Origin of the sequence: Caloramator sp. Dgby_cultured_2, assembly GCF_028872215.1 — a bacterium.
Classification (GTDB): Bacteria; Bacillota; Clostridia; order Clostridiales; family Caloramatoraceae; genus Caloramator; species Caloramator australicus.
On the sequence record NZ_CP118396.1, the window covers coordinates 1,114,265 to 1,138,119 of the forward strand.

Sequence of the window (23,855 nt, forward strand, 5' to 3'; positions counted from 1 at the left end):
CACCCTGTTAGAAGGAATTTCTTAATATGTCATTTAAATTATCTGCTATAAACTTTAGTATTCCGATTACTTTGGAATAATCCATCCTCGTTGGTCCTATAACTCCAATAGTGCCCACAACTTTATTTCCAACCATATATGACGCTCTTATTATGCTGCAATCTCTAACTTCATCATTGTTGTTTTCTTTACCAATTGAAACCTTAAGGTTTTCTCCATCATCTGAGAATATATCAATAAGGGTTTCCTTTCTTTCTAATAATGATAAGAAGTTTTTCGCCTTGTTTATATCATTATACTCTGGATATTTAAAAATATTGGTTGTTCCTTCTAAATAAATGTCGCAGTCTACTGATTTTAAAGAGTCATATAAAACAGGAATAATAGCATTTAATATTTCATAATACCCTCTAAGTTCCATAAGAATTTGATTTATAACTGAAAGATCTATCTGTTCTACTGTTAGATTTCTTAATTTTTCATTGAGCATATTGTTTATTTTTAATAGTGTATCATAATCTATTCTTCTCGGCAGCTTAATCAAAACATGTTTAATCACAGCAGTATCAGTAACAACTATTGCTAAAACATCATAATCGTTAACTTGAACGAGCTGTATTGATTTTACTGCACTTTTTTGACCGAAGGCGATAAAACTGCCGCTGTATATCTCGTAACCTCTGACAAAAGTTTAGTCGTTCTTTTTATTATATTATCTATCTCACATATAGTTGCAAATTGCAATATATTTTTTATTTCTGAAGCCTCTTCAGGCGTTGGATCTTTTATGTTTATAAGCTTATCTACATAGTATCTATATCCTTTATCTGAAGGAATTCTTCCGGCTGATGTATGTGGTTGCTCTAAATATCCCAATTCCTCTAAATCTGCCATTTCATTTCTTATGGTGGCGGAGCTTATACCCATCTCATATTTTTTGCTATGGTTCTTGATCCTACCGGTTCTGCTGTTTCAATATAATCATCTACAATTGCCTTTAGTATATATCTTTTTCTTTCGCCAAGATCCATGCTCCCACCTCCTCTCTTATTAGCACTCTTTAATAGTGAGTGCTAACTCTAAGATAAAAATATCACTATCCTTTAAATTTGTCAATATATTCTATTAAAAATTCTTGTGATATAAAAATAATCCTTTTTATAGCATAATAATATTTATGCCATAAAAAGGATTATCACAATATTTTTATTCTAATGTAAACTTATCATTCTTCTGTCCAAGAAGCCAAGCATATAAATCTTTATTTCTATAAGTTTCAGTCCAAGAATCATGCCCTGCGTCTGGATATACGTAAATTTAACATTTCCATTATGCTGCCTTAAAACATCCACTAATTCTTTAGACATTTCAATAGGAACTATTTCATCCTTTGCACCATGAAATGCCCAAACAGGCACATCTTTAAGAACTTTAATCCTTTCAGGGAATCCTATTTTGGGAACCGTCCCACCGCAAATAGGAACAATAGCCGCAAAAGTTTAGGATGAGCCTCAGCAAAATGCCAAGTTCCAAAGCCACCCATGCTTAACCCTGTTAAATAAATCCTGGATGTGTCTACATTATATTGATTAATAACATGCTTAACTAGTTCAAATAGTGAATCTATTTCCATATACCACATAGAGTTTGTTGGGCATTGCGGTGCAATAAGAATAAAAGGAAAATACTCTAATTCATTAATAATATTGGGTAGTCCCTGTCTTTTAACAAGTTCCAAGTCTTCCCCACGCTCTCCCATACCATGTAAAAATAAAATAAGCGGCCATTTCTTGTTTTTATCTTTTTCATATCCTTCAGGCAAATATGCTAAATATTTTAATTTCACCTTTTTTATTATTTCACCTGAAAACTCCTCATAATTACATTTCAATATTTTTACCCCTTTACATTTATACCAAAATCTATTTTTAAATTCTTAAGGCTCTATCTAAGTTAGCATATAGCTATTTTATTTTTACCCTTCGATTTGCCTTCAATATATAAAGCAGCATCAGCCTTATTAAGCAATTCCTTTATATTATTTGCATCTTCTGGATACGAAGCTATACCACCTGACACTGTTACATTAATTGAATTACCGTTTATAATAATATTTGATTCTTCGAGCTTTTCTCTTATTCTTTCTGCAATTATGTATGCCTGTTCCTTTGATAGTCCCTTTAATATGATTAATATCTCCTCTCCTCCAAATCTACAAGCTATGTCAGTTTTTCTTATAACTTTCTTAATAACATTTGCAAATTCCTTAAGAACCTGATCCCCTGCTAAATGTCCATACGTGTCATTAACCTTTTTAAAATCATCTAAATCAAAAATTACAATAGAAAAGTTTACATTTTGTTTTATTAAATTGTCTATTTCTTTATCTAACACCTTTCTATTATATAGGCCTGTTAATGGATCTATCTCAGCTTCCTTTTTATATCCAAAAATATCTATAATTAGAAATTGCTAATGCCATTTGTTTTGAAAGTATATTTAATGGATCTTCAATGTCCTGCAATAGTAAATTTGACATGCTAATTCGTCCTGCTAAAAAGATTAATCCCTTCACTTCATCCTCTACAACAATTGGAACGAATACAGCAGATTCACACCAATTTTGAAGTTCCCCTACAATTGAAATATTTTTATCTCTTTTGGTATTTTTGCTAATATATATTTTCTTGTCTAAAATTCTTTTTATAGTATTGCCATTTTTAATATTAAGGTCTAATTCGTTTAAAGGAAGTTCTATAGGTAGATAAAAAGAAATAGGGATTGCAAAATCATCATTTTTATAATCGAAAAAATATATTGCAGCAATATCATAGGGTATTATTTCTTTTAAATTTATTAAGAAATAATCACACTTTGTTTTTAAATCGCCATATTTAATTAGGTCCTCACTTATAATGAGCAATTTTTTAATTATTGCATTTTTAAACTCCAATCTTTTAAAAAGATAAAAGGTATAACTTAATATAACTAAAATAACAAATATTAAAACCGTTCCTAATTTACCCGAGCTAAAACTTATCAAGCATAAGGATATCGACAGCGTCACAGCAATAATATAGTCCGTAAGTAAAATTTCCAAATCAAAGGCTTTAAATATAGATAGCCTCTTTCCATCCAAAATAATTTCAATGTATAATAGCAATATATTAAAAGTCAAGAAAAGAAGCTCAAACAATGCTGCAGACAATACAATATCTTCTAAATAAGGCAAATTTGCAAAACTAGATAATAAGTTGCTTATTTTACCCGATAAAAAACAATTATTGCAAACATTGAGGTATTTACCAATAATTTATCTAAATTAATATCTGCTTTCTTATAATAAAACGTATTAATAATAAATGTGGTGATACTATAAAGGGTTTCAAACAAAATCGCATTATAAAGTCCAGAGGTTAAAAAGATGAAGATGGTTATTGTTTCCGTAAAGTCGAATCTAATATCTTTAACAAAAAGGGTAAAATAATTCATAATAGATGCAACAAATAAGGCAAAAAGAAGAAAAACAAATCGCGAAAACTAATTATATTGATATTAAAAAGAGACTTTATGATAACTATCAATCCTATTGTAATAAGCAAAATTCTATAAAATCTTTTCTTCTCCATTTTATCACCTGCAAGAAAATATTTACTTAACATCGATAAATAATATTCTACATAAAAAAGCCAATTCCTTCTTAATTCAAAAAATAAAGGAACGTCTTAAAACGCTCCTTTGTTTTATAATATAAATCTCATAAAAACCTGATTTGCAATGTCAAGACCCCTAATCGTCAAAAAATATTTTTCCCATCATCCATTAAAAGCCCTTGTTCAATTAGTTTAGATATTTCCTGACCAAAAACATTATAAACATCATCACTAAATCTTTTATTAAAAACTTCTTTAGAAACACCTTTTATTTTTCTTAAACCAAGGATCATAAATTCGCTCATTTCATCCTTTTTGCTAATAAATATTTTTCTCTTTTTGCTTCATCATTATATACTAAGTTTACATATTTCTTAACATCATCCACATTGTAATATCTATATTTATCTATAAACGAATGAGCCGATGCCCCAACTCCATAATACTCTTCTTCATTCCAATAGGTTAGATTATGAATGCATTCATATCCCGGTAAAGCAAAATTCGATATTTCATAATGCACAAATCCCTTGCTTTTTAAAAAATTTACTGAATAATGATACATTTCTCTATCGATATTTTCATCAGCAACGTTAAGTTGTCCCATATTATATAATTCGTAAAAGGGCGTTCCTTCTTCTATTATCAAACTATAGCACGACAAATGTTCAGGTTTAATTTCTGCAATTTTCTCCAATGTTTCCTTCCAGTCATCCATTCCCTGTCCAGGAATATCAAACATCAAATCAACATTAATATTATTAAAACCTATTTTCCTTGCCATTTCATAGTTTTCTAAAAAATCGCTAAAGGTATGAATTCTCCCTAGACTTTTTAAAATCTTATCTTGAACAGCCTGAAGACCAATAGATAGCCTATTGACTCCATATTCTTTTAGCACTATCAATTTTTCTTTTTCCAAAGTTCCAGGATTAGCTTCAACAGTAAACTCCGTAAATTGAAATTTGCTTAAACTTCTTAACAGTTTTTCAAGGCTATTTTTAGATAAAACGGTGGGGGTTCCCCACCGATGAATATTGATTTTAATTTGTTGTCTTCAATTCTTTTTATTTCGCTTATTAAAGCATCTATATAATCATCCTGCAAAGACAAATCTGAAATAGAATAAAAATCACAATACAGACACTTTCTTATACAAAATGGGATGTGAATATATAAAGCCCTTTCCATTATTCCACCTTCAATACAGCCATAAATGCTTCCTGTGGAACCTCAACAGTTCCAATTTGCTTCATCCTCTTTTTACCTTCTTTTTGCTTTTCAAGAAGCTTTTTCTTTCTTGTAATGTCTCCACCATAGCATTTTGCAAGAACGTCTTTTCTCAAGGCCTTTACAGTTTCCCTTGCTATAATTTTCGAACCAATTGCAGCTTGGATAGGTATCTCAAAAAGTTGCCTTGGAATAATTTCCTTAAGCTTTTCACATATTGCTCTGCCTCTTTGATATGCCCTTTCCTTTGGAACAATTTGAGATAAAGCATCTACTGGATCACCATTTAGCAATATATCAAGTTTAACAAGGTCTGATTCCTTGTATCCTATAAGTTCATAGTCAAGGGAAGCATATCCCTTTGTTCTAGATTTTAAGGCATCAAAGAAATCATATATAATTTCATTTAATGGCATCTCATAATGAAGCATGACCCTTGTTGTTTCTATATATTCCATATTTTTAAATATTCCCTTTTATTTTGACAAAGATCCATTACCGCACCAACATATTCTGAAGGAGTTATAATAGTTGCCTTAACATAAGGTTCCTCCATAAATTCTATTTCTGTTGGCGATGGCATATTTGTCGGATTTGTAAGTTCAATTACCTCTCCATCCGTCTTAGTAATTCTATATATAACGCTTGGAGCTGTTGTTACTATATCAAGATTATATTCCCTTTCCAATCTTTCCTGAACTATTTCCATGTGAAGAAGTCCCAAAAATCCACATCTAAATCCAAACCCTAAAGCTACAGATGTTTCTGGCTCAAATATTAGGGCAGCATCGTTAAGTTGAAGCTTTTCCAATGCTTCCTTTAACTCCTCATATTTTGCACTATCTGTTGGATAAAATCCGCTGAATACCATCGGAATGGCAGGGCGATAACCTGGAAGCGGTTCTTTAGCTTCCCTTTCAGCTTCAGTAATAGTATCACCAACTCTTGCATCCCTAACATTTTTTATGCTGGCACAAACATATCCAACATCTCCAGCCTTTAGTTCTGCAACTTCCATATATTGTGGCCTAAAGATTCCTACTTCGGTTACTTCATATTCCTTTTTAGATGCCATAGCTTAATTTTCATGCCCTTTTTGATAGTTCCCTCTTTAACCCTAATATAACATATAACTCCTTTATATGAGTCATAGTAGCTATCGAATATCAATGCCCTTAGTGGTGCGTCCTCATCGCCCTCAGGGCAAGGTATCTTTTCAACAATTGCCTTTAAAACATCCTCTATTCCAAGTCCAACCTTTGCAGAAATTAATGGAGCATCAGAGCAATCAAGCCCTATTACATCTTCTATTTCCTTTTTAATCTCATCAGGCCTTGCACTTGGAAGGTCTATTTTATTAATTACAGGAATTATTTCAAGATCATGCTCTAAAGCTAAATAGCAATTTGCAAGGGTCTGAGCTTGTATTCCTTGTGTTGCATCAACAACTAAAAGAGCCCCTCACAAGCTGCAAGGCTTCTTGAAACCTCATAATTAAAGTCTACATGACCAGGGGTATCTATAAGATTTAGAATATATTCCTCACCATCTTCCGTTGTATGAACAAGTCTTATGGCCTGAGCTTTAATCGTTATTCCTCTTTCCTTTTCAAGCTCCATTGTATCAAGAACCTGATCTTCCATTTCTCTTTGGGTTAAAGTTCCTGTTTTTTCAATCAATCTATCAGCTAAAGTTGATTTTCCATGGTCAATATGCGCAATAATACAAAAATTTCTTATCTTCTTTTGTCTATCACTTGGCATATATATCCTCCTCATAGGTAGAGTGCAATCTTTTCTTCGATTTTGCTATTAAATAATTATATATTAAAATTTATTTTATGTAAATAAATGAAAGGAAATTAGTTAATCTATGCATTCTGCTAAAACCCTCGCAATAACCTTTGCAGAATTAATGGCTTCCTCAAGGGAATTTTCGTTTGACCCTACCTCTATCAAAACTATTTTTGAAGATAAATCCTGGTTATAATGACTTTTGGATTGTTTATACATTATTCCCCTTGAAAATCCTGGATATAAATAGTTAAACTTATCATTTATCTTTGTTGCTAAGACATTGTTCCTTGTGTGATTTCTATTTAAAGTATCGACAACAAACATAACCCTCCCATATCTTTCATTACCTATAATTGCAGTAGATTTATTTTTTCCTACATTTGCGTCCCTATGTAAGTCAATTATAATTTTAAAACTATCGTATTTTTTAAGATATTTTTGAGCTGTTGGTCTAGACTTAAGATATGCTCCCTCACGTTTGGGAATATCATGAAAAGTCGTATCATGGATTGTTGATATACCATACTTTTCTTCAAGTTCCTTTTTATTTCTGCCCCAACCCTTATTAAATTTAAATTTGAATCCGTTGTAAAGTTTTGTCCCTTACCATCAGGATTATAGCTCTCTGTGGTATGAGTATGATAGATTAAAATTAAAGGCTTTTTAGGATCAAGTTTTCTCTTTTGGGGCGGATTTGATTTTGCTTCCTCTATTATATTTATAGCAGTTTCCTCTTTTTCTTGTGATGAATTGTTTATTGCTTCCTCATCTTGAATTTCCTCTTCATCCTCCAATGCAACCTCTGTCCTTGGTATTACAACGATAGGTCCACTTTCTTTTATAGCTAAAATTTGTTGTTCAACCTCACCCATCATTGGAATACTACTTATTAATAACGTTTTATAATCATAAAAATCAATTCCAGTTAAATTTTTTGTTATTACAGAAAACCAATTTATGTCTTCTTCGTCATCTTCTTGATACATAGAAAGCATAGGTGTTGCTTGAATTAAAAGGAATTGATATGTATTTAACTTATATTTTGAATTAAAAAATATAAGCATGATGGAGTAAAACATAACTTAATAAAAGTTTTAATAGAATAAGAAATACTCCTATTTTCCCTAGATATTCTAATATTAACGTCCAATTTAACCTCTTATGCATCCCCATCTTCCCCTTTACAATTTACTCTTAATATTTATATGTTCAAATTTATAGTATTAAAACAAAAATAAGACACCTTATCGGTGTCCTTTTAATGAATGTATTTATTAATGTCCTCTAACTCAATACCAGGATGAACGGCAATATTTATCGCATTTGCTATAACTTTTGAAATGTCTTCAATTAAACTATCGATTTCCTTAGGAGTTACCATAAGATCACCAATATAAGGATTTAGTATTTGTCTTATTAAGGCATATTTTTCATCCTTATTGACATTTTTAAGCATATTATAAAAATCCTTATCATTAGACGTCTGTTTAATTAAGGAATCTATCATAAGATCAATAGTATCGTTAGCAAGAGTTGCAGCATCTACAACAGTTGGAACACCAATAGCTATTACAGGGATTCCTAAGGTTCTTTCGGATAATTCCATTCTCCTGTTTCCAACACCTGAACCAGGATTTATACCTGTATTCCCTATTTGAATAGTTGTTACAACCCTTTCCATTTTCCTTGAGGATAATGCATCTATCGCTATTACAACATCTGGTTTTACCTTTTCCACTACTCCTTGAATAATCTCAGCAGTTTCTATTCCAGTTATTCCTAAAACTCCTGGAGAAATTGCACATACTGGATTAATTCCTTCTTCTAAATATTGGGGCATATATTGTTTTAAATGCCTAGTTACAAATAACTTTGACACAACCTTAGGGCCTAATGAATCAGGTGTTACGTTCCAATTGCCAAGACCAACTACTAATACAGTTCCATCCTTCTTTAAATTTATTAGTTCTGCTAATTGTTTAGCCAAAGATTTTCCTAATCTATCATGAAATTCGGCATCATAGTGCCTAATTTTGGGAACCTCCATAGTAATATAGCTTCCTATTGGTTTCCCGATTATTCTTGCTCCTCTTTCATCTAAAACCTTAACAATGGTTATTTTAATATCTTCATCCTTATGATCAACGTCCACCGCAACACCTGGGACTTCTCTATTGCTGCCTTCCCTATAAATTTCCCGTGCTTCTATCGCAAGATCTGTTCTAATATTAAACATCGAACCACCCTCTTTTACAAAATTCTATTTATAGATTTCCCATAATTTTTTTCATATACTATTTGTGCCTACGAGCAAAATTATTGGACAAAAACTATATATTTTTCTTGAAATACATAAATATTAATGGTATAATATCCTTTGTTGTAATATGTAGAACCCTTCGCAGATTCCCCATCTGCTGGTATAAATAATTTATTTTTGAGGAGGGTAGTCAATGGCAAACATAAAGTCAGCTATAAAAAGAATAAAAATTACCCAAAAAAGAACATTAAGAAACAAAATGGTTAAGTCTTCAATGAGAACAGCTATAAAGAAGTTTGAAGCTGCATTAAACAGCGGCAACTTAGATGATGCAAAGGTTTTACTCGTTGAAGCTATCAAAAAATCGACAAAGCAGCTGCTAAGGGAGTAATTCATGCTAATGCAGCAGCAAGACACAAGTCAAGACTTACTTTAAAGCTTAACAAAGTTTCAAATCAATAATTAAAACACCCATTTAGGGTGTTTTTTACTTTTATTTGCATATATTTAAAATCAAAAGTTCTAATGCCAATTTACTATCTTGAAGTTTTCCAGACTTTATACTAAAATCCGTTTCCAAGCACAAATTAATATTTTTAATTATCTCATCTCTATTAAATTTTTGGTGCTGAATTCTTAGGTTTTTAATAATAAATCTTTTCTTACCATCCAAGGATAAATTTCTCAATATCTCATCCTCACCCATTCCCTTATGTCGTTCATCTATAATCTTCATCAAATATAACAATCTAAATTGCCTTATTATCATTCCCAATATTTTAAGTTCCGATTCCTTTTGATTTATGAGTGTATTTAAGATAGACAATGCAGTGTGAGCTTCCTTTTTGCCTATACTATCAACCATTTTAAAAATATTGCTTTCTAGTGTTTTAGTAACAATATCATCAATATGCTGAAGGGTTATTTTTGGCTCATCAAGGGTATAATCTATTAGTTTATTAAGTTCATTATAAACCTCCTGAGTTGAATAATTTATTGACTCTAAAAAATAATTAATCTCCGCTCGCCCTGCTTTTTTATATTCTTTGTTTACAAGTTTTTCAACGAAACTTGGTAAATCCTGCTTTGTAATAACAAAATGGGCCAAGCATCCTATTTCAGATACTATTTTACTTATTTGATTAGAAAGATCTATTTGTCCATCTATCGTAAATAATAAAACTGTATCAGAATCAACAATTCTAATAAGTTCAACTAATTCCTTTATTATGCCTTTATCAATATTTATTTTTTCTTCTTCTGTTCTCGCTTTAATTATATTAAAATTTTTAACATGAACCAATTTTGTTGTTACAAAAAAGTTGAAGTAAAAATAGCATTTTTAATATCATCAATAGATGTATTTTCAAAATCTAAAATTCTAATATCATATCCATTTCCATCATAAAATTTATAAGCTTTTTTTAATGATAAATCAATATCATTTTTATTAGTTCCACCGATAATAATAACTCGGTTTGATTGTAATTCCCTTTCAAAGGATTTTATATCATTAACTATCATCAAAATCACCTTTTATAAAATATTTTTTACCATTAGTATGTATTGTAATATTACCATTTATATCAGTTCTAAAAATTCTAACTCCCCTTTGGTAAAGGTATTCCATCAATAAGTTCGATGGATGTCCAAAATTATTTTTACCAACTGATACAACAGCAACACTAAATTTATATTTTTCAGCCGTATTTATATCAAAGGATTTTATTGAACCATGATGTGGAAGTTGAACTATATCATAATTCTTATTTTCTAAATCTATATTATCTAAATCTACATCCGAAGGCAATAGCATATAAAAATCTTTAAAAGATAATTCTAAAACAATAGCATTTTCATTTTTATCATCCTTTTGTTGTAAAACTTCTGGATATAAAACCTTGAGAACAACTCCATCCACCACAACCTCATCCCCCTTTAAAAGCAGAGTGGATTTTATGTTTTCTATTTTAAATGGTGCAGCGATATTATAAACATTAAAATTATTTAAAATAGTATGAAACCCAGAGAAATGATCCTTATGGGGATGGGTAATAATAAGTAGGTCTATTTTATTATATCCTTTCCGTTTAATAAATGGAACTATTCTTTCTTTTGCAGCAATATAGTCATCAAAACTTGGCCCTGTATCTATCAAAATTACTTTTTTATATGGAGTTTCAATTAAAATGCTATCTCCCTGTCCGACATTAATAATGTTTACTTTTAAATTTTTAGGATTATACAAAATTGAAGATATTAAAAATAAAACCAATATATAGTTAAATTTTCTATATTTCTTTTTTATTAAGTTTATAAATATTAATAAATAATAACTAACTAATGTAATGTAGTTCATGCTAAAAAACATTTGAATATTATATTTACTAATTTTTGTTATAATCTCAAATAACTTTATCCCAAAAAATAAGGGTGGAAAAAGTAAAATGTCCAATTTAAACACTAAAAATATTATAGAGGATAAAAAGATAAAATCGTTAATATACCAATAAAAGGTGATAATATAATATTCAAAATAAGGCTATATATTGAAAAATAACCATTATAAATTAAGGATATCGGCGTTATAAACAAAAAGTAGAAAGAGCAGCTGATATATCATTATTAGCATTCTTAATGTAATGTCCTAATATCAGGATTGAAAACGTTGCTAAATACGAAAATATAAATCCTCTATTAAAAATTAAATATGGGTTAAAAAGTAGCATCAATAGTGCTGCTATAAAAAAATTGTTTAATCCTAACGATGGTCTTTTTACTATCTTTGAAAGGCTTACAAAGGCAATCATTATAAACGCTCTTAGAACTGAAGGTTCAAGTGACGAAATTAAAACAAATATGAAACAAATAATTAGGGATAAAATTTTTCTTAAATTTGCTCCAAAGCATTCAAAAATTCTATTAAAAAACAAAAATATAATTCCAAGATTAAACCCAGATACAGCTAAAAAATGCGATAATCCTAAATCATTGAATATTTTGTATTCCTCTTTCATATTTGATGTATATCCAAATAATATTGCAGCTATTAACCCTCCTGCCTTTTTGTCAATTAAAGTTAGTCTATTTATCAAAAAATACTTAATTTTAACTAAAGATGATAAAACTGTTTTTTTATTTATAATTGTAAAATTTTCATTTTCTTTTATTTTTCCTATAATTCCCCTTGAATAATAATTTTTCTTTTTATAAGTTTGAATGGGTTCAAATTTTGAATATATTTTTATATAATCTCCCGGTGAAAACTCCTTAGTAGTATATAACAGAATCTTATAATTTTCTTTATAATTTACAATCAAATAACTATCTGAATTTTTTCAGCAATATATCCATCAAAAATATTATTATTCCTTAACAATTCCTCCTTCTTCACAAAATTGCTGTGTTTAAAATTAGCAACCAATATTCCTAATACTAAAAATGCTATTAAAAAATATATCAAACTCCTCTTATTGATAAAAATCAAAAAAGTGCAGTTAAAGCTGCACTAATTAAAATAATGCTTCCTGAAAAATAAATCAAAACTCCTAAAATAAAAAATAAAGTCAAATAAGGGATTAGCAAAGCTATTCACCTCTCGCTTTATTGAGCATATCTGGGACAGGACTTGCATCCGTATGATCATTATCAAGATAATGTAGTTCAGCCTTTATATCAACAATATGGCCATTTTTATTATGCTTTATTCTCACATTATCAAATCTTGCATCATCTTGATATTTAGAAAGATAATTTCCTAATATCTCAATTGCATTATATTCCGTCACGCTATCATAAACACTAAAATACTCACTTTCAGGTATTTGAAGGGTTATTTCATAAAGTCCATCCCTTTGAATCCTGGTTTCTCTAATTCTATTTAGCATATTTTCTTCACCTCCAAATTACTATTAATATTTTTTCCTAACTAATCAAAATATAAACAAAAACCTAAAGGCAATTTCGCCTTTAGGTTCAATTTACTTTATAACCTTCTTTAAAGTCCTTGAAAGTGGAATAGCAACAATGGCACTGACAATCGCCTGAACTAAGTTACCTGGGACAGCAGTCATTGCAGTTGCAAAACCATAAAGAACAGTTTCATATATAAAATATCCCAATACCATCCAAAGACCCGCTATAAAATAAGCCGAATAAATAAAATAAGGATTAAATTTCCTATCAAATATTCTAAGCAATGTCCCTGCAATAAATCCTTCCAAACCCTTAATTATAAATGTTCCGGGTGCATATATATTATACCCTAGGTAAATATCTGAAAAGGCTGACCCTATACCTCCAGAAATAAATCCAATATTACTTCCTAATATACTTGAAATAACAAAAATAAAAATATCTCCAAAATTAATATACCCCTTTACATACGGGATTTTAATAACTATTGTTGCAACAAAAACAAGCGCAATACCAAAACCTGAATAAATTATTTTTCTAAATTTTTCTGTCCTCATAATCCCCTCCTATTGTATCGATACATTTAATCAATTGTTTATTCATATATATAATATTCAAAAAATAAGTTTGTCAATACAAAAATGAACTATAGCAAAGCTATAGTTCATTCTTTTCTAAATAATTTAACTATCTCAACTACTACTAGTGGAGCTATTGAGCACAATAGGACCACTACAAGTTGTTCTCTATTTAATAATGTTACTTTAAATATCCTTCTTAAGAAGGAAGTCGATAAAACCGTAATTTGAATAAATAAAGATATTAGAACAGCAAGATTTAAGTATCTATTTTTAAATATGCCACTTGCAATTACTGACTTTAATTCATATCTATTATTATAAGCATGAACTAACTGTGATAAACTTAAAGTAAAAAATGCCATGGTTCTTCCAATTAACTCATATTCTTCAAAGGAAAGGCCTTGCTTTTTACCATAGTTAACACCATATACATAAGCAATAAGAGTTAAAGCTCCTATCAATATACCTTGCATCAATATTCTAAAACCCGTCCCTTTAGAAAAAATTCCTTCATTAGGATCTCGTGGCGGTTGTTTCATTACTCCTTCTTCAGCAGGTTCCATTCCTAATGCCAAAGCTGGGAGGCTGTCCGTTACAAGATTTACCCAAAGTATGTGAATAGGCAATAAAGGTTCAGCCCATCCTAAAAGCGTTGCAACAAAGAGTGTAACTATCTCTCCTATGTTACATGATAACAAATAGCTTATGGACTTTTTAATATTAGAATAAATCGTCCTTCCTTCCTCTACTGCCGCTACAATAGTTGCAAAATTATCGTCAGTGAGGACCATATCAGCAGCTTCCTTAGCAACATCTGTTCCGGTTATCCCCATCGCTGCACCAATATTTGCAGTCTTTAAAGCCGGTGCGTCATTAACTCCATCTCCTGTCATTGCAACAATTTGACCATTCTTTTTCCATGCTTCAACGATTCTTACCTTATGCTCTGGTGAAACCCTCGCATAAACGCTATACCTAGTTACATTATTAAACAACTCCTCATCGCTCATTTTTTCAAGTTCTACACCGGTAATAGCTTCTTCATCACTTGTTTAAAATTCCAAGTTCTTTAGCAATAGCAATTGCTGTTGTCTTATGGTCTCCTGTTATCATTACAGGCTTGATACCAGCGGTTTTACACTTTTTAACAGCATCCTTTGCTTCTTCCCTTGGAGGATCTATCATACCTATTAAAGCGACAAAAATTAAATCCTTTTCAGCATAATTAATATCCACTTCATTTGTGTTTTTGTATCCTACTGCTAAAACCCTTAATGCCTTAGCAGCCATCTCTTCATTAGCTCTTTTTATTCTTTCAATATCGTCAATTGTTATTTCTCTCACAGCATTGTTATCTAAAATAAACTTACATTTAGATAATAATATATCTGGCGCTCCCTTTACATTAACTTCTATCTTATCTTCATATCTATTAAATGTTGTCATTAGTTTTCTATCTGAATCAAAAGGTATCTCATCAATCCTTACATACTGCTTTTCTAACTCCCTTTTATCAATTCCTGCCTTTAATGCTATATCAACTAAAGCTGTTTCTGTCGGGTCCCCCAAAGTGACTATCTTTCCATTTTCCTCAACAACTTTAGTATCGTTGCAAAGATTAGCAATTATTAAAGCCTTTTTAGCATCTAATATATCATCTGCATAACCGTTTACTGTAAATATTTCTTTTACTGTCATCTTGTTTTGGGTTAAAGTTCCGGTTTTATCAGAACAAATTACAGTAGCGCATCCTAAAGTTTCAACCGCAGGCAATTTCCTTATTATAGCATTCCTTTTTATCATTTTTGAACACCTACAGCAAGAACAATTGTAACTACTGCAGGTAGTCCCTCAGGAATTGCAGCAACAGCAAGGGAAATTGAAGTCATAAACATATCAAATAATTCATGACCTCTTAATATTCCAATTAAAAACATAACTGCACAGATAACTAATGCCGTTATTCCCATCCATTTGCCTGCTTCTTCTAATTTTACTTGTAAAGGTGTCTGTTCCTCTTCTACATTAGAGAGCATATCTGCAATTTTACCTATCTCCGTTTTCATACCAGTTGCAACAACTACACCCTTGCCTCTTCCATATGTAACCATGGAGGACATAAAGGCCATGTTCTTTCTATCTCCAATTGAAATATTTTCATTATCTAATGCTTCACTACTCTTTTCAACCGGAACGGATTCACCTGTTAATGAGGATTCTTCTATCTTTAAATTTACTGCTTCTATAAGCCTCAAATCCGCTGGAACAAATCTACCTGCCTCTAGCACTACTATATCTCCAGGAACAATTTCCCTAACAGGAATCTCTTTTGAAATTCCATTTCTTACAACTACAGCAAGAGGTGCTGCCATCTTTTTAGTGCACTAAGAGATTTTTCTGCTTTGTTCTCTTGAATAACGCCAAGAACAGCGTTTAAAATTACTACAAATAAGATTATTATTGAGTCAGCAATCTCTCCAACAAATCCAGATATTAAGGCAGCAACTATTAAAATTATTACTAAAAAGTCCTTAAATTGATCTAAAAATCTTTGAAATAATGATTTTGTTTTTCTTTCCTTAAATTCGTTATACCCAAACTCTGATAACCTCCTTTTGACTTCTTCATCCGATATACCATTTTCATTTGTATTAAGTTCTGAAAATATTTCTTGTTTAGTAAGCATATAGAACGGCTTCATATAATCCCTCCTTAGAATATTTTTTCAAAAATAAAAGACCTTTATCCATGGATATCCATAGATAAAGGTCTTACTCACAAGGTTTCCCTTGCTAACCGACCGGGCTTTCGCCGAGGTGACGATCGGTTAAGGCTTAGGCCGAGTTACTCCCCTTTACATGTATAATTATAGTCACTTTCTTTTTTGTCAATCTGTCATTATCCTCCTCAAATTCGACTGCTTTAATTTTAGTAGAATATCTTTTATAAATAAAAGGTATTAAACTCAAAAGCAAAAGTAAAAGTATTGCTATATAAAATTCTTTAGACTTTATATTTTTAAGGGAACTACCAAAGTAGCTATAAATAAAAGTCCCAGGAATAATGCCTATTATAGTTCCTAAAAGGTAATCCTTGAATGTTATGTTAGAAATTCCACAAATATAACTTACAGCATCAAAGGGTAGTATTGGAACAACCCTTAAAATAAATGTAATAATAAATCCGTTTTCCTTTGAATTTATTTTTATTCTGCTGTATCTTCCTTTTAATAACCTATCCACCAAATCCCTTCCAAATTTTTTGCTAAAAAATAAGCAATTATTGAACCTAAAATACTTCCAACCAAAGTATAAAAGGTTCCTAATAATGCACCAAAAATTAATCCTCCCAATGTTGAAAAAATACCAACTGGTAAAAGTAGAAGTGGTCTTACGGTGCATAATATTAAAAATATAAAAGGTGCAATAACTTTATTATAACCAATTATGCCTCTTAACTTATTTATATCATAGAGCTGATATTTAATTAATAAGAACAATGAAATAGATAAAAACAATAAAATAATTAAAACATTTCTTTTTATACTTTTTTCGCCTATAACCTCTTTATGCATCAGTTTAACCCCTTTACTCATCCTTTTTAGTTAATTTTATCATTTTATGTGTATTATTTCAATTAAATTAAATATTTTTCAATTCATTGTATATTTTTATGTTTATTGGAAATATTATTAACATCACCAATATAAGTTAGGAGGTTTTTTATGGCAGACAAATCTATAATCTGCAAAGACTGCGGTAAAGAATTTATATTTACTGAAGGTGAGCAAAAATTCTACAAAGAAAAGGGATTTGAAAACGATCCAGTAAGATGTCCAAGATGTAGAAAAGCAAAAAACAAGAGCGAAGACCTTCAGCAAGATAAGGGAGTTATCCCCTTTTTTTATGTTACATAATTTTTATTAGATTTTTCATAGATTTAATGTTATAATAACCTTAAAATATTAGGAGGTTAATTTATGGAAAAAGTCGCTCTTGTTACCGACAGCTCATGTGATCTTCCACAAAGGATAATAGACGAATACGGAATTAATGTAATTCCTCTAAGGATCATATATAAAAACAATGAATATAAAGATGGAATGGATATTAAACCTATTGAAATTTATCAAAACTTAGATATTGAGGTTCCCAAAACGTCAATGCCATCTCCTTATGATGTTGTTTCAAAACTAAACGAATTAAAACAAAAAGGATTTACCCATTGCATTGCGTTAACTATATCTTCAGGCTTAAGCGGCACATATGATATGTTCAAACTTGTTAAGGAAGAAATCAGCGATATTTATATATCAGTAGTAGATTCGAAAATTCTTTCCTTAGGACTTGGGCTTTTAGTCTATGAAACAGCTAAAATGATAAAAAACGGATACCATTATGATGAAATTTTAGATAAAATAGAAGTTTTAAAAAATAGAGTAAAAGGATTTTTACAGTTGATACATTAGAATATTTAAAAAAGGGCGGGAGAATTAGCAGTTTTGCTGCTAAAATAGGATCTTTATTAAATCTTAAACCAATAATTTCTGTAGATGAACATGGCAAATATTATATGTTTTCAAAGGTCAGGGGTAAAAACCAAGCCGTAGCAAAGATGATAGATGAATTACTTTTGTATTCTAAAAATTATAAATCTATAATAGTTGGTATTCCCCATGCAAATGTAGAAAATGAAGCCAATGAACTTGCAAATAAAATTAAAAATATATCTTCTGTTAAAGAAATTATAGTAAACGAAGTAAGTCCTGCTCTTGGAGTGCATTCTGGGCCTGGACTTATAGGTTTAACTTTTTACCAATAGAATAAGGGGCACAAGCCCCTTAAATTATTTTATTCTTAAAAAGTCTTTCAAAAATAATCCCTCTACTTTTTACGTATTTTATCAACATCAGTAATATAAAGATTTAATTCCTTCATCCTTTCAAAGTAAACAGCCCCTGCAAAGGTATATCTTTGCTTTAAACCTTCAATAGTTTGTTTGCTTTCATTTTCAAATTTTATTATATCCCCAACAGCAAGCGAAGTAGGAAGTTCTACCAAATTCAATCCAAGCCCTGCTCTTACTGCATTATATCCTGCCAATGTTCCCGTTACAATAGCTTCTCCTTGCCTTCCTATTTTGCGACAATACATTTCTATAATGAAAAATATTCTAACCTTCCAGAAACAACTGTTGGCGAGAAAATTAGAAAGTTAAGGTTAATAAAAAACATGTCTCAAGAAGAATTGTGCAATAAAGCTGGTATTAAAAAGGAACATTAGACACATTTGAATTTAATGAAGCCTATCCATCACCAAATACATTAGTTAGAATTGCTAAAGCTTTAGGTGAGCCTGTTGAATATTTCTTTGATGAGTATTATAATTTTGTGTTTAAACAAAGTAATATTATTAAACAATGGAGAAAAAGCATAATTTATCTATTAGAGCTGCAGCAAAAGGTTAGACATTAATGTAAAAACACTGTGGCAATGGGAAAATAATGTTTGTTACATGAATAGAGTCACTTATGAAAAATTAAAAGGAGCCTAATATAGCTCCTTTTGTATTCCCTCATTCGTATTTCACGCAAACGATTCTTTACCATACCACCACCTCTATTATAGTATTCGCTATTGAGGGGGAAATTCCTGCAAAGAAAAAGCCCCCAGGATTATTTCTCCTGGGGGCTAAAATCATCTAATACTTTCATTAAAAATTCCATCATCTAAATAATCCTTCGCTTTCTCATACAACCAATGAACAATTTTCCTCATAGTTGTTTCTGATATAAATATTGTCCAACTCTTGGGTAAGAATTGATAAGCCTTTTTACAACCCATTCCTCTTGTTGTTGACCACTTTTCAGAACTGCATCCTTGGCCATTCTCTTAGCTTGAAGCATAAGAGCATAGAGCTGAGCCTTAAAGCTGTTCCACTCTAATAGTGCATATATCAAAATTGACAATGCTAACACAATAATAAACCTAAACTCCCATGCAAAATTTAAGATTTCATTCATGATTTTACCCTCCTTAATTGAGTATTTTCACATAATCTTTACATACCCAGCCTTTGTTTGTCTTATACCAGCCTTCATTCTCGTCAATTATCTCGATTATTCCACCTTTTTTATATGTGCCAAGTATTTTCGCTGATGTAAAAGGCTGTTCTCTAATATTCAAAGTAGTCGCTAAGACTTGTCCCTTCTTTGTTTGTGACGCTTTACCCATTTGCTCTAATTCTTTCTGTATGAGCGGTATAAAATACTTATTCGCCGCTTCAACTGTGTTCCCACCGAAAAAGTTTGTTCCAGGGCAGGATTTAGTTACGCCTTTTCCATTTGTTCTTTTTCCTGTGTTTAAATCATACCAGTGATGATATACAATTGTATTTATGCTAGGAGTTAATTTAAACTTCTTACAAAGAACAGCATTTACAAAGACAATGCTCTTTTTTGTTCCTCCGTCATCTTATCCCCGCCGATGTCAAAGTTGCCAACGTTCTCTATGCATATACCATATTTGTTTGCACCTTTTATTCCTGCTGGAGCTGTGTCAATAGGTCTGCATATCGCAATCAATCCATCTGGAAATATTGTAATGTTCTGTGCTATCTCATTAAACCCCCTTGAAAGATGACATCTTTCCATCCCCTCTAAAAGTTTAAAATGATTATTTTTAAATTCCTTATAACTTGGAATATAAGTATGGTGATTTTGAATTAACTTTATTATCCTTTTTACCTTAAGTTTTAAAATATATTCTTTAAACTCATCTCTATTCATAAGAATAAATTTCCCCTGCTGTTGCATAGTATCACCTTCATTCCAAAATTTTTATACCTGCTATTATCCCTGCTATAATACCTATCGCCTTAATAAGCTCCATAACCACCTTAAGCCATTTATCTGTTGTGTCGCTTGTCCCAGTTTTAAATAAAGCTTTTAAATCGTCAAGCCTTTCAAATATTTGCTTTACATATATCCTCGTTTCAGCTTGTCCTTCTCTCAGCTCTGCAATCTCTTTTGAATGTAAAGCAAGAGAATTTTTTATTTCTGTTATATCGTTTTCTATATTTTCAAACCTTCTTGCTTCTATGCACTTTTCTTCTCCCATGTTGCACCTCCGATATACTCTATCACTTGTATAAAAAGAAAAGGGCTATTCCCTGTAAAATAGCCCCGGCTAAATAAAATTTATGTTTTATTTACTTGTAGCAATTATTTGCTCATATTCTTCTTGTGTGATGTATCCCTTTGCAACTGCGTTTTGTAGTCTTGTTTCATCTACTGTTCCATTCAACCAACATTGAAGGAAGAAATTATAAAGTTTGCTCATATATTACACCCCCAATAATTCAAGAATTGTTTCTTGAAGTGTTTTAATTTGTAATTCAAGTTGTTCTTCTTTTGTAAGTGGTCTATCCTCGTATTCATACCAAACATCTTTAGTTACAGGATTGCAATATAGAACAGCAATTTTCCCCTCAATTTGTTGCGGTTCAGGCAATTCCTCAATCAAAATTCCTTCTTGCTCAAGCTCTTCTTGTGTCTTGCCTAAGCCGTGTTGAGGATGAAATGGGAAATTATGAATAAAACCCACTCTATACTTATTTGCATCAATTTGAATTAAATCACCTAAAAATTTCATAGTTATAAACCTCCTTTAGTTTAATATTTTATAATAAATTGCACCATCAAGTTTTCTTTCTGTTTTGGAACCTGCAGTTAAATAATGTGGAACATATACATAACCTTTTTTATCAACTGATATACGTTTTACCTGACCATTATCAGCTTTATTCCATACTTCATTTCCATTTGGGTCAAATTTTTTCAAACCAGCACCACTGTAAGAAACATATATATTACCACTTATATCTGCGGTGATATTTTGAGGTGTTCCCCTATGTTTTTGAAAAACAATATTCCCATCGTTGTCATATTTTATTATCGATTGCCCTCCGTTACCACCATATGAAACAATAATACTATTATCATTTATATCAACACATACATCAATTGCATAATAACTACTATAATTTTTAGCCCATATTTCATTTCCATTCGCATCTAATTTTCTTACTGCTTTAAAGGAATTCATATCATAGACTACATAAACATTACCTAAAGTATCAACAGCAACAGCAATTGCATAACCAATATCTGTTTTAGCCCATATTTCTGACCCGCTCGAATTTAGTTTTCTTACCGACCTACTACCGGCAGCGACATTATGAGCCGTATAAACATTTCCGTTAGAATCTACTTTTACATCTCTGCAATAAGCAACATCCGTTTTTGACCATATTTCTGTTCCGCTTGAGTCCAACTTGATTATTGATTTATTGCCTACACTAACATTTATGGCTAAATGGATATTACCTAAGCTATCAATTGCTATACCATTTATGGCATCAAAACCTGTTGTTTTTGCCCAAACTTCAGTTCCTCCCGAAGTTAACTTTCTTAATTGTTTACTTCCATCTGAAACCCAATGAGCAAAATATACTACATCATTAATTACATCAACAGCACTCGCATATCCCCCTTCTACATCAGTTTTCGCCCAAATTTCTGTAGCATTGCCCTTAGTATTATCCTTTTTCATGTTTATATCTGTAATATACCCATTTTTCCTATACTTCCCTACATCCAGTAAATGGTCTTGAATACTTGGAAACATCTTTTTCACCTGCCTTTAAGTCATGCTAACTATATTTCCATCACTATCGTAAGTAATGGTATAAGTTAGAGTTTTTAAAACTGTTGTTCCATTTTCATCATATACTGTAACTGTTCTTGTTGTATAATTAGGACTTGTTCCACCGCTTAATACACTTCTCATATATAATTTTCCTGTTGATTTTCTTTTGTAATCTACTTGAGTATAAATCCCATTACTATCTTTACCACTTTTTTCAACTGTTAATTCCCCAATTAATTGATGTGCTTCTGAAATTCCTTTTTCTATTTTATTTCCCCACGCACTTGTTATAATTTGACCATCAGAAATAGTTTCTTTAGTGTATGCCAATTCAACCACCTCCTGTTAAGCGTTTTGCAGCCCTATCTCCCATGTAACTGTTGCAGTTCTTAAATTATCTTTATCTTCATTGACAACGACTCGTGCAACAAGCGTTCCACTATTAGCCTGTTCTGTCCCATTAGCAAATAGTCCAATTTCTCTCCAATAAAAATTACCCTCATCTGTACCGAAAAAGTTTCAATAATGAGGGTATCTTCATCTCTTACTATTGATGTTATTGGTTTTCTTGTTCTTTCATTATAAAGTTGGGTATCTCCCAATGTTACTTGAGTTGAATCATCTCCTACAGCTATATAATTGATGCTTTCGTTTTTCAATCCTCCAATAATATCTAGTAGCCAATTAAGTCCTGTTTGAACAACATTATTTTTATATTTCTTTTCTTTATCCCCTATTTTTACAGTAACATTAGGGTAAGCCTTTAGATTAGTCATCAACTTTTCACCTCCACACCCCATACAGCTGTTCCAAACTGTGCTTTTCCTAAAAATGCAGTTCCGAGTTTTACATATTCACTCACAGCAACATCCTCGTTTTTATTTAATGTGATTTTCTTTCTTATCTCTTCTTCAAGATTTAAATTATCATAACTGTAAACATTACTTGACCAACTTCTCTTAAGAGCTAATACATGGCTTTCTATCAAATTGTTCAAATCATCTTCAAAATTCTGCTTTATACCTCCCTTTACAGAGCCAGCGATATTTATCTTTAAATTTTTATTTCCTGCTCTTAAAATTCTTTGAACAACAACATCTTCAGGTCTTTGACTTGCTTCTAAACTTGAAATCCTTTTTGCAAAGTCTTTAAGCCTTTGTGCTATTCTACTTTCTGCATCATCTGCAATGTTTAAAGTAACTCTCCTTCTAACCCTTGAAGCTTCAATCCACTTTTCAATTTCTACGATTTCATATAGCCCATTTGCATTGTATTTTGGAAGATTTACAGTTATAAAATCACCTGCTCTAAGTCCCTCAACAAAAACTTCACAGCTTCCATAACCTTTTGGCCATGCATTTTCTCTTAAAACCATTTTCCCAAGTTCCCTTGCTGTCTTAATATCCTTGATGTTTGTATCTTGTATTCTGTGTTCTGAAAGTCCAAAATTTTTAATGCTTACATCATCAGTTAGATGAACAAGTATTGGATAAGAATATCTATATGTTATTGATATTATTGCATCCTTTGAAGGTTTATTATCCTCTCTCCATTTCAAAGTTTTTTCATTAAAATTTAAGAGAACATCATAATCATCAGGATTATGCAAATTCGCTATACCAATGCTTTGTGAAACTCCGTTAACCTTTACTGTTATTCCACTGCTGTCTGATATTTTGTAAGGCTTTGTAGCAAGGGAATAAACAGTTCTTT

At 31.0% G+C, this 23,855-nt stretch carries 25 protein-coding genes and 8 pseudogenes; 3 read left to right on the plus strand and 30 right to left on the minus strand.

Going from position 1 to position 23,855, the window contains the following annotated elements; genetic code table 11:
- Positions 1-7 precede the first annotated feature (7 nt).
- The 9 genes and pseudogenes from hrcA to gpr all read right to left on the minus strand — a co-directional run bounded on the left by hrcA (position 8) and on the right by gpr (position 8,915).
- Positions 8-1,031: pseudogene (gene hrcA / locus PWK10_RS07550) on the minus strand (heat-inducible transcriptional repressor HrcA).
- A gap of 180 nt (positions 1,032-1,211) precedes the next feature.
- Positions 1,212-1,487, minus strand: coding sequence for a hypothetical protein (locus PWK10_RS07555; RefSeq protein ID WP_342455729.1), 276 nt, complete (start codon positions 1,485-1,487; stop codon positions 1,212-1,214).
- Entirely contained in the window at positions 1,451-1,891 is a 441-nt protein-coding gene (locus PWK10_RS07560) for a carboxylesterase family protein (protein ID WP_274767861.1), read from the minus strand. The genes PWK10_RS07555 and PWK10_RS07560 overlap by 37 nt, the downstream gene beginning before the upstream one ends.
- Before the next feature lie 62 nt (positions 1,892-1,953).
- Positions 1,954-2,463, minus strand: a complete 510-nt coding sequence (locus tag PWK10_RS07565) for a GGDEF domain-containing protein (RefSeq protein ID WP_342455730.1) — start codon at positions 2,461-2,463, stop codon at positions 1,954-1,956.
- Entirely contained in the window at positions 2,441-3,208 is a 768-nt protein-coding gene (locus PWK10_RS07570; protein ID WP_274767862.1) for a hypothetical protein, read from the minus strand. Before PWK10_RS07570 ends, PWK10_RS07565 begins: the two co-directional genes overlap by 23 nt.
- 535 nt (positions 3,209-3,743) lie before the next feature.
- Positions 3,744-4,844, minus strand: a pseudogene (gene hemW, locus PWK10_RS07575) (radical SAM family heme chaperone HemW).
- Positions 4,844-6,646 (minus strand): annotated as a pseudogene (gene lepA, locus PWK10_RS07580) (translation elongation factor 4). The pseudogenes hemW and lepA overlap by 1 nt, the downstream one beginning before the upstream one ends.
- Positions 6,647-6,748: 102 nt before the next feature.
- Positions 6,749-7,758 (minus strand): annotated as a pseudogene (gene spoIIP, locus PWK10_RS19650) (stage II sporulation protein P).
- Between the two features lie 179 nt (positions 7,759-7,937).
- Positions 7,938-8,915 carry a GPR endopeptidase gene (gene gpr / locus PWK10_RS07595; protein WP_008909647.1) on the minus strand — a complete coding sequence of 326 codons (978 nt, stop codon included), beginning with the start codon at positions 8,913-8,915 and terminating at the stop codon, positions 7,938-7,940.
- 217 nt (positions 8,916-9,132) lie between these two features.
- On the opposite strand from gpr, the pseudogene rpsT reads away from it, so the two are divergent.
- Positions 9,133-9,401: pseudogene (gene rpsT / locus PWK10_RS07600) on the plus strand (30S ribosomal protein S20).
- A 31-nt stretch (positions 9,402-9,432) separates the two neighbouring features.
- On the opposite strand, the gene holA reads toward rpsT, so the two are convergent.
- From holA to PWK10_RS07650, 10 genes and pseudogenes are all read right to left on the minus strand, one after another.
- Positions 9,433-10,242, minus strand: coding sequence for a DNA polymerase III subunit delta (holA, locus tag PWK10_RS07605; RefSeq protein ID WP_274767864.1), 810 nt, complete (start codon positions 10,240-10,242; stop codon positions 9,433-9,435).
- An 8-nt stretch (positions 10,243-10,250) separates the two neighbouring features.
- A complete protein-coding gene (locus PWK10_RS07610; protein ID WP_274767865.1) occupies positions 10,251-10,463 on the minus strand; it encodes a hypothetical protein in 213 nt (70 codons plus the stop codon).
- Positions 10,453-11,298 (minus strand): ComEC/Rec2 family competence protein, encoded by an 846-nt coding sequence (locus PWK10_RS07615; protein WP_274767866.1) that lies wholly within the window; start codon positions 11,296-11,298, stop codon positions 10,453-10,455. Before PWK10_RS07615 ends, PWK10_RS07610 begins: the two co-directional genes overlap by 11 nt.
- Positions 11,299-11,524: 226 nt before the next feature.
- Positions 11,525-12,259, minus strand: a complete 735-nt coding sequence (locus tag PWK10_RS07620; protein ID WP_274767867.1) for a ComEC/Rec2 family competence protein — start codon at positions 12,257-12,259, stop codon at positions 11,525-11,527.
- A complete protein-coding gene (locus PWK10_RS07625; protein WP_274767868.1) occupies positions 12,256-12,402 on the minus strand; it encodes a hypothetical protein in 147 nt (48 codons plus the stop codon). Before PWK10_RS07625 ends, PWK10_RS07620 begins: the two co-directional genes overlap by 4 nt.
- A 124-nt stretch (positions 12,403-12,526) precedes the next feature.
- On the minus strand, positions 12,527-12,826 hold the full coding sequence (locus PWK10_RS07630; RefSeq protein ID WP_008909651.1) for a hypothetical protein: 300 nt from the start codon (positions 12,824-12,826) through the stop codon (positions 12,527-12,529).
- A gap of 93 nt (positions 12,827-12,919) precedes the next feature.
- Complete coding sequence (locus PWK10_RS07635) at positions 12,920-13,411, minus strand: ECF transporter S component (RefSeq protein WP_274767869.1); 492 nt, start codon at positions 13,409-13,411, stop codon at positions 12,920-12,922.
- Between the two features lie 107 nt (positions 13,412-13,518).
- Positions 13,519-16,136: pseudogene (locus PWK10_RS07640) on the minus strand (calcium-translocating P-type ATPase, PMCA-type).
- A gap of 133 nt (positions 16,137-16,269) precedes the next feature.
- On the minus strand, positions 16,270-16,677 hold the full coding sequence (locus PWK10_RS07645; RefSeq protein WP_274767870.1) for a TVP38/TMEM64 family protein: 408 nt from the start codon (positions 16,675-16,677) through the stop codon (positions 16,270-16,272).
- Complete coding sequence (locus PWK10_RS07650) at positions 16,662-17,009, minus strand: hypothetical protein (protein ID WP_274767871.1); 348 nt, start codon at positions 17,007-17,009, stop codon at positions 16,662-16,664. Before PWK10_RS07650 ends, PWK10_RS07645 begins: the two co-directional genes overlap by 16 nt.
- A gap of 150 nt (positions 17,010-17,159) precedes the next feature.
- Here PWK10_RS07650 and PWK10_RS07655 point away from each other — a divergent pair, with 150 nt between their 5' ends.
- Positions 17,160-17,351 carry a zinc-ribbon domain-containing protein gene (locus PWK10_RS07655; protein WP_274767872.1) on the plus strand — a complete coding sequence of 64 codons (192 nt, stop codon included), beginning with the start codon at positions 17,160-17,162 and terminating at the stop codon, positions 17,349-17,351.
- Between the two features lie 63 nt (positions 17,352-17,414).
- Positions 17,415-18,256 (plus strand): annotated as a pseudogene (locus PWK10_RS07660) (DegV family protein).
- 62 nt (positions 18,257-18,318) lie between these two features.
- Here the strand turns inward: PWK10_RS07660 and PWK10_RS07665 are convergent.
- From PWK10_RS07665 to PWK10_RS07715, 11 genes and pseudogenes are all read right to left on the minus strand, one after another.
- A pseudogene (locus tag PWK10_RS07665) lies at positions 18,319-18,558 on the minus strand (FAD-dependent oxidoreductase); the annotation flags it as partial.
- Between the two features lie 649 nt (positions 18,559-19,207).
- Positions 19,208-19,456, minus strand: coding sequence for a hypothetical protein (locus PWK10_RS07670; protein ID WP_274767874.1), 249 nt, complete (start codon positions 19,454-19,456; stop codon positions 19,208-19,210).
- A gap of 13 nt (positions 19,457-19,469) precedes the next feature.
- Positions 19,470-19,667 (minus strand): SH3 domain-containing protein, encoded by a 198-nt coding sequence (locus PWK10_RS07675; protein WP_274767875.1) that lies wholly within the window; start codon positions 19,665-19,667, stop codon positions 19,470-19,472.
- 203 nt (positions 19,668-19,870) lie between these two features.
- Positions 19,871-20,248: a peptidoglycan recognition protein family protein gene (locus tag PWK10_RS07680; protein WP_274767876.1), complete on the minus strand. Its 378-nt coding sequence runs from the start codon at positions 20,246-20,248 to the stop codon at positions 19,871-19,873.
- A 10-nt stretch (positions 20,249-20,258) separates the two neighbouring features.
- Complete coding sequence (locus PWK10_RS07685) at positions 20,259-20,552, minus strand: hypothetical protein (protein ID WP_274767877.1); 294 nt, start codon at positions 20,550-20,552, stop codon at positions 20,259-20,261.
- A gap of 87 nt (positions 20,553-20,639) precedes the next feature.
- A complete protein-coding gene (locus PWK10_RS07690; protein WP_274767878.1) occupies positions 20,640-20,774 on the minus strand; it encodes an XkdX family protein in 135 nt (44 codons plus the stop codon).
- A 3-nt stretch (positions 20,775-20,777) separates the two neighbouring features.
- Positions 20,778-21,086, minus strand: coding sequence for a hypothetical protein (locus PWK10_RS07695; protein WP_274767879.1), 309 nt, complete (start codon positions 21,084-21,086; stop codon positions 20,778-20,780).
- 15 nt (positions 21,087-21,101) lie between these two features.
- Complete coding sequence (locus tag PWK10_RS07700; protein WP_274767880.1) at positions 21,102-22,121, minus strand: hypothetical protein; 1,020 nt, start codon at positions 22,119-22,121, stop codon at positions 21,102-21,104.
- A 15-nt stretch (positions 22,122-22,136) separates the two neighbouring features.
- On the minus strand, positions 22,137-22,472 hold the full coding sequence (locus PWK10_RS07705) for a hypothetical protein (protein WP_274767881.1): 336 nt from the start codon (positions 22,470-22,472) through the stop codon (positions 22,137-22,139).
- A 59-nt stretch (positions 22,473-22,531) separates the two neighbouring features.
- Positions 22,532-22,921 carry a hypothetical protein gene (locus PWK10_RS07710; protein WP_274767882.1) on the minus strand — a complete coding sequence of 130 codons (390 nt, stop codon included), beginning with the start codon at positions 22,919-22,921 and terminating at the stop codon, positions 22,532-22,534.
- Positions 22,918-23,751: a hypothetical protein gene (locus PWK10_RS07715; RefSeq protein ID WP_274767884.1), complete on the minus strand. Its 834-nt coding sequence runs from the start codon at positions 23,749-23,751 to the stop codon at positions 22,918-22,920. Before PWK10_RS07715 ends, PWK10_RS07710 begins: the two co-directional genes overlap by 4 nt.
- Positions 23,752-23,855: the final 104 nt, after the last annotated feature.

Excerpts from the sequence above, each read along its gene's own strand:
- PWK10_RS07615 (WP_274767866.1), bottom strand. The coding sequence starts at position 11,298 with ATGAACTACATTACATTAGTTAGTTATTATTTATTAATATTTATAAAC.
- gpr (WP_008909647.1), bottom strand. The coding sequence starts at position 8,915 with ATGTTTAATATTAGAACAGATCTTGCGATAGAAGCACGGGAAATTTAT.
- PWK10_RS07700 (WP_274767880.1), bottom strand. The coding sequence starts at position 22,121 with ATGTTTCCAAGTATTCAAGACCATTTACTGGATGTAGGGAAGTATAGG.
- PWK10_RS07675 (WP_274767875.1), bottom strand. The coding sequence starts at position 19,667 with ATGGGTAAAGCGTCACAAACAAAGAAGGGACAAGTCTTAGCGACTACT.
- PWK10_RS07650 (WP_274767871.1), bottom strand. The coding sequence starts at position 17,009 with ATGCATAAAGAGGTTATAGGCGAAAAAAGTATAAAAAGAAATGTTTTA.
- PWK10_RS07635 (WP_274767869.1), bottom strand. The coding sequence starts at position 13,411 with ATGAGGACAGAAAAATTTAGAAAAATAATTTATTCAGGTTTTGGTATT.
- PWK10_RS07655 (WP_274767872.1), top strand. The coding sequence starts at position 17,160 with ATGGCAGACAAATCTATAATCTGCAAAGACTGCGGTAAAGAATTTATA.
- PWK10_RS07690 (WP_274767878.1), bottom strand. The coding sequence starts at position 20,774 with ATGAGCAAACTTTATAATTTCTTCCTTCAATGTTGGTTGAATGGAACA.
- PWK10_RS07680 (WP_274767876.1), bottom strand. The coding sequence starts at position 20,248 with ATGCAACAGCAGGGGAAATTTATTCTTATGAATAGAGATGAGTTTAAA.
- PWK10_RS07610 (WP_274767865.1), bottom strand. The coding sequence starts at position 10,463 with ATGATAGTTAATGATATAAAATCCTTTGAAAGGGAATTACAATCAAAC.
- PWK10_RS07695 (WP_274767879.1), bottom strand. The coding sequence starts at position 21,086 with ATGAAATTTTTAGGTGATTTAATTCAAATTGATGCAAATAAGTATAGA.
- PWK10_RS07670 (WP_274767874.1), bottom strand. The coding sequence starts at position 19,456 with ATGAATGAAATCTTAAATTTTGCATGGGAGTTTAGGTTTATTATTGTG.
- PWK10_RS07630 (WP_008909651.1), bottom strand. The coding sequence starts at position 12,826 with ATGCTAAATAGAATTAGAGAAACCAGGATTCAAAGGGATGGACTTTAT.
- PWK10_RS07685 (WP_274767877.1), bottom strand. The coding sequence starts at position 20,552 with ATGGGAGAAGAAAAGTGCATAGAAGCAAGAAGGTTTGAAAATATAGAA.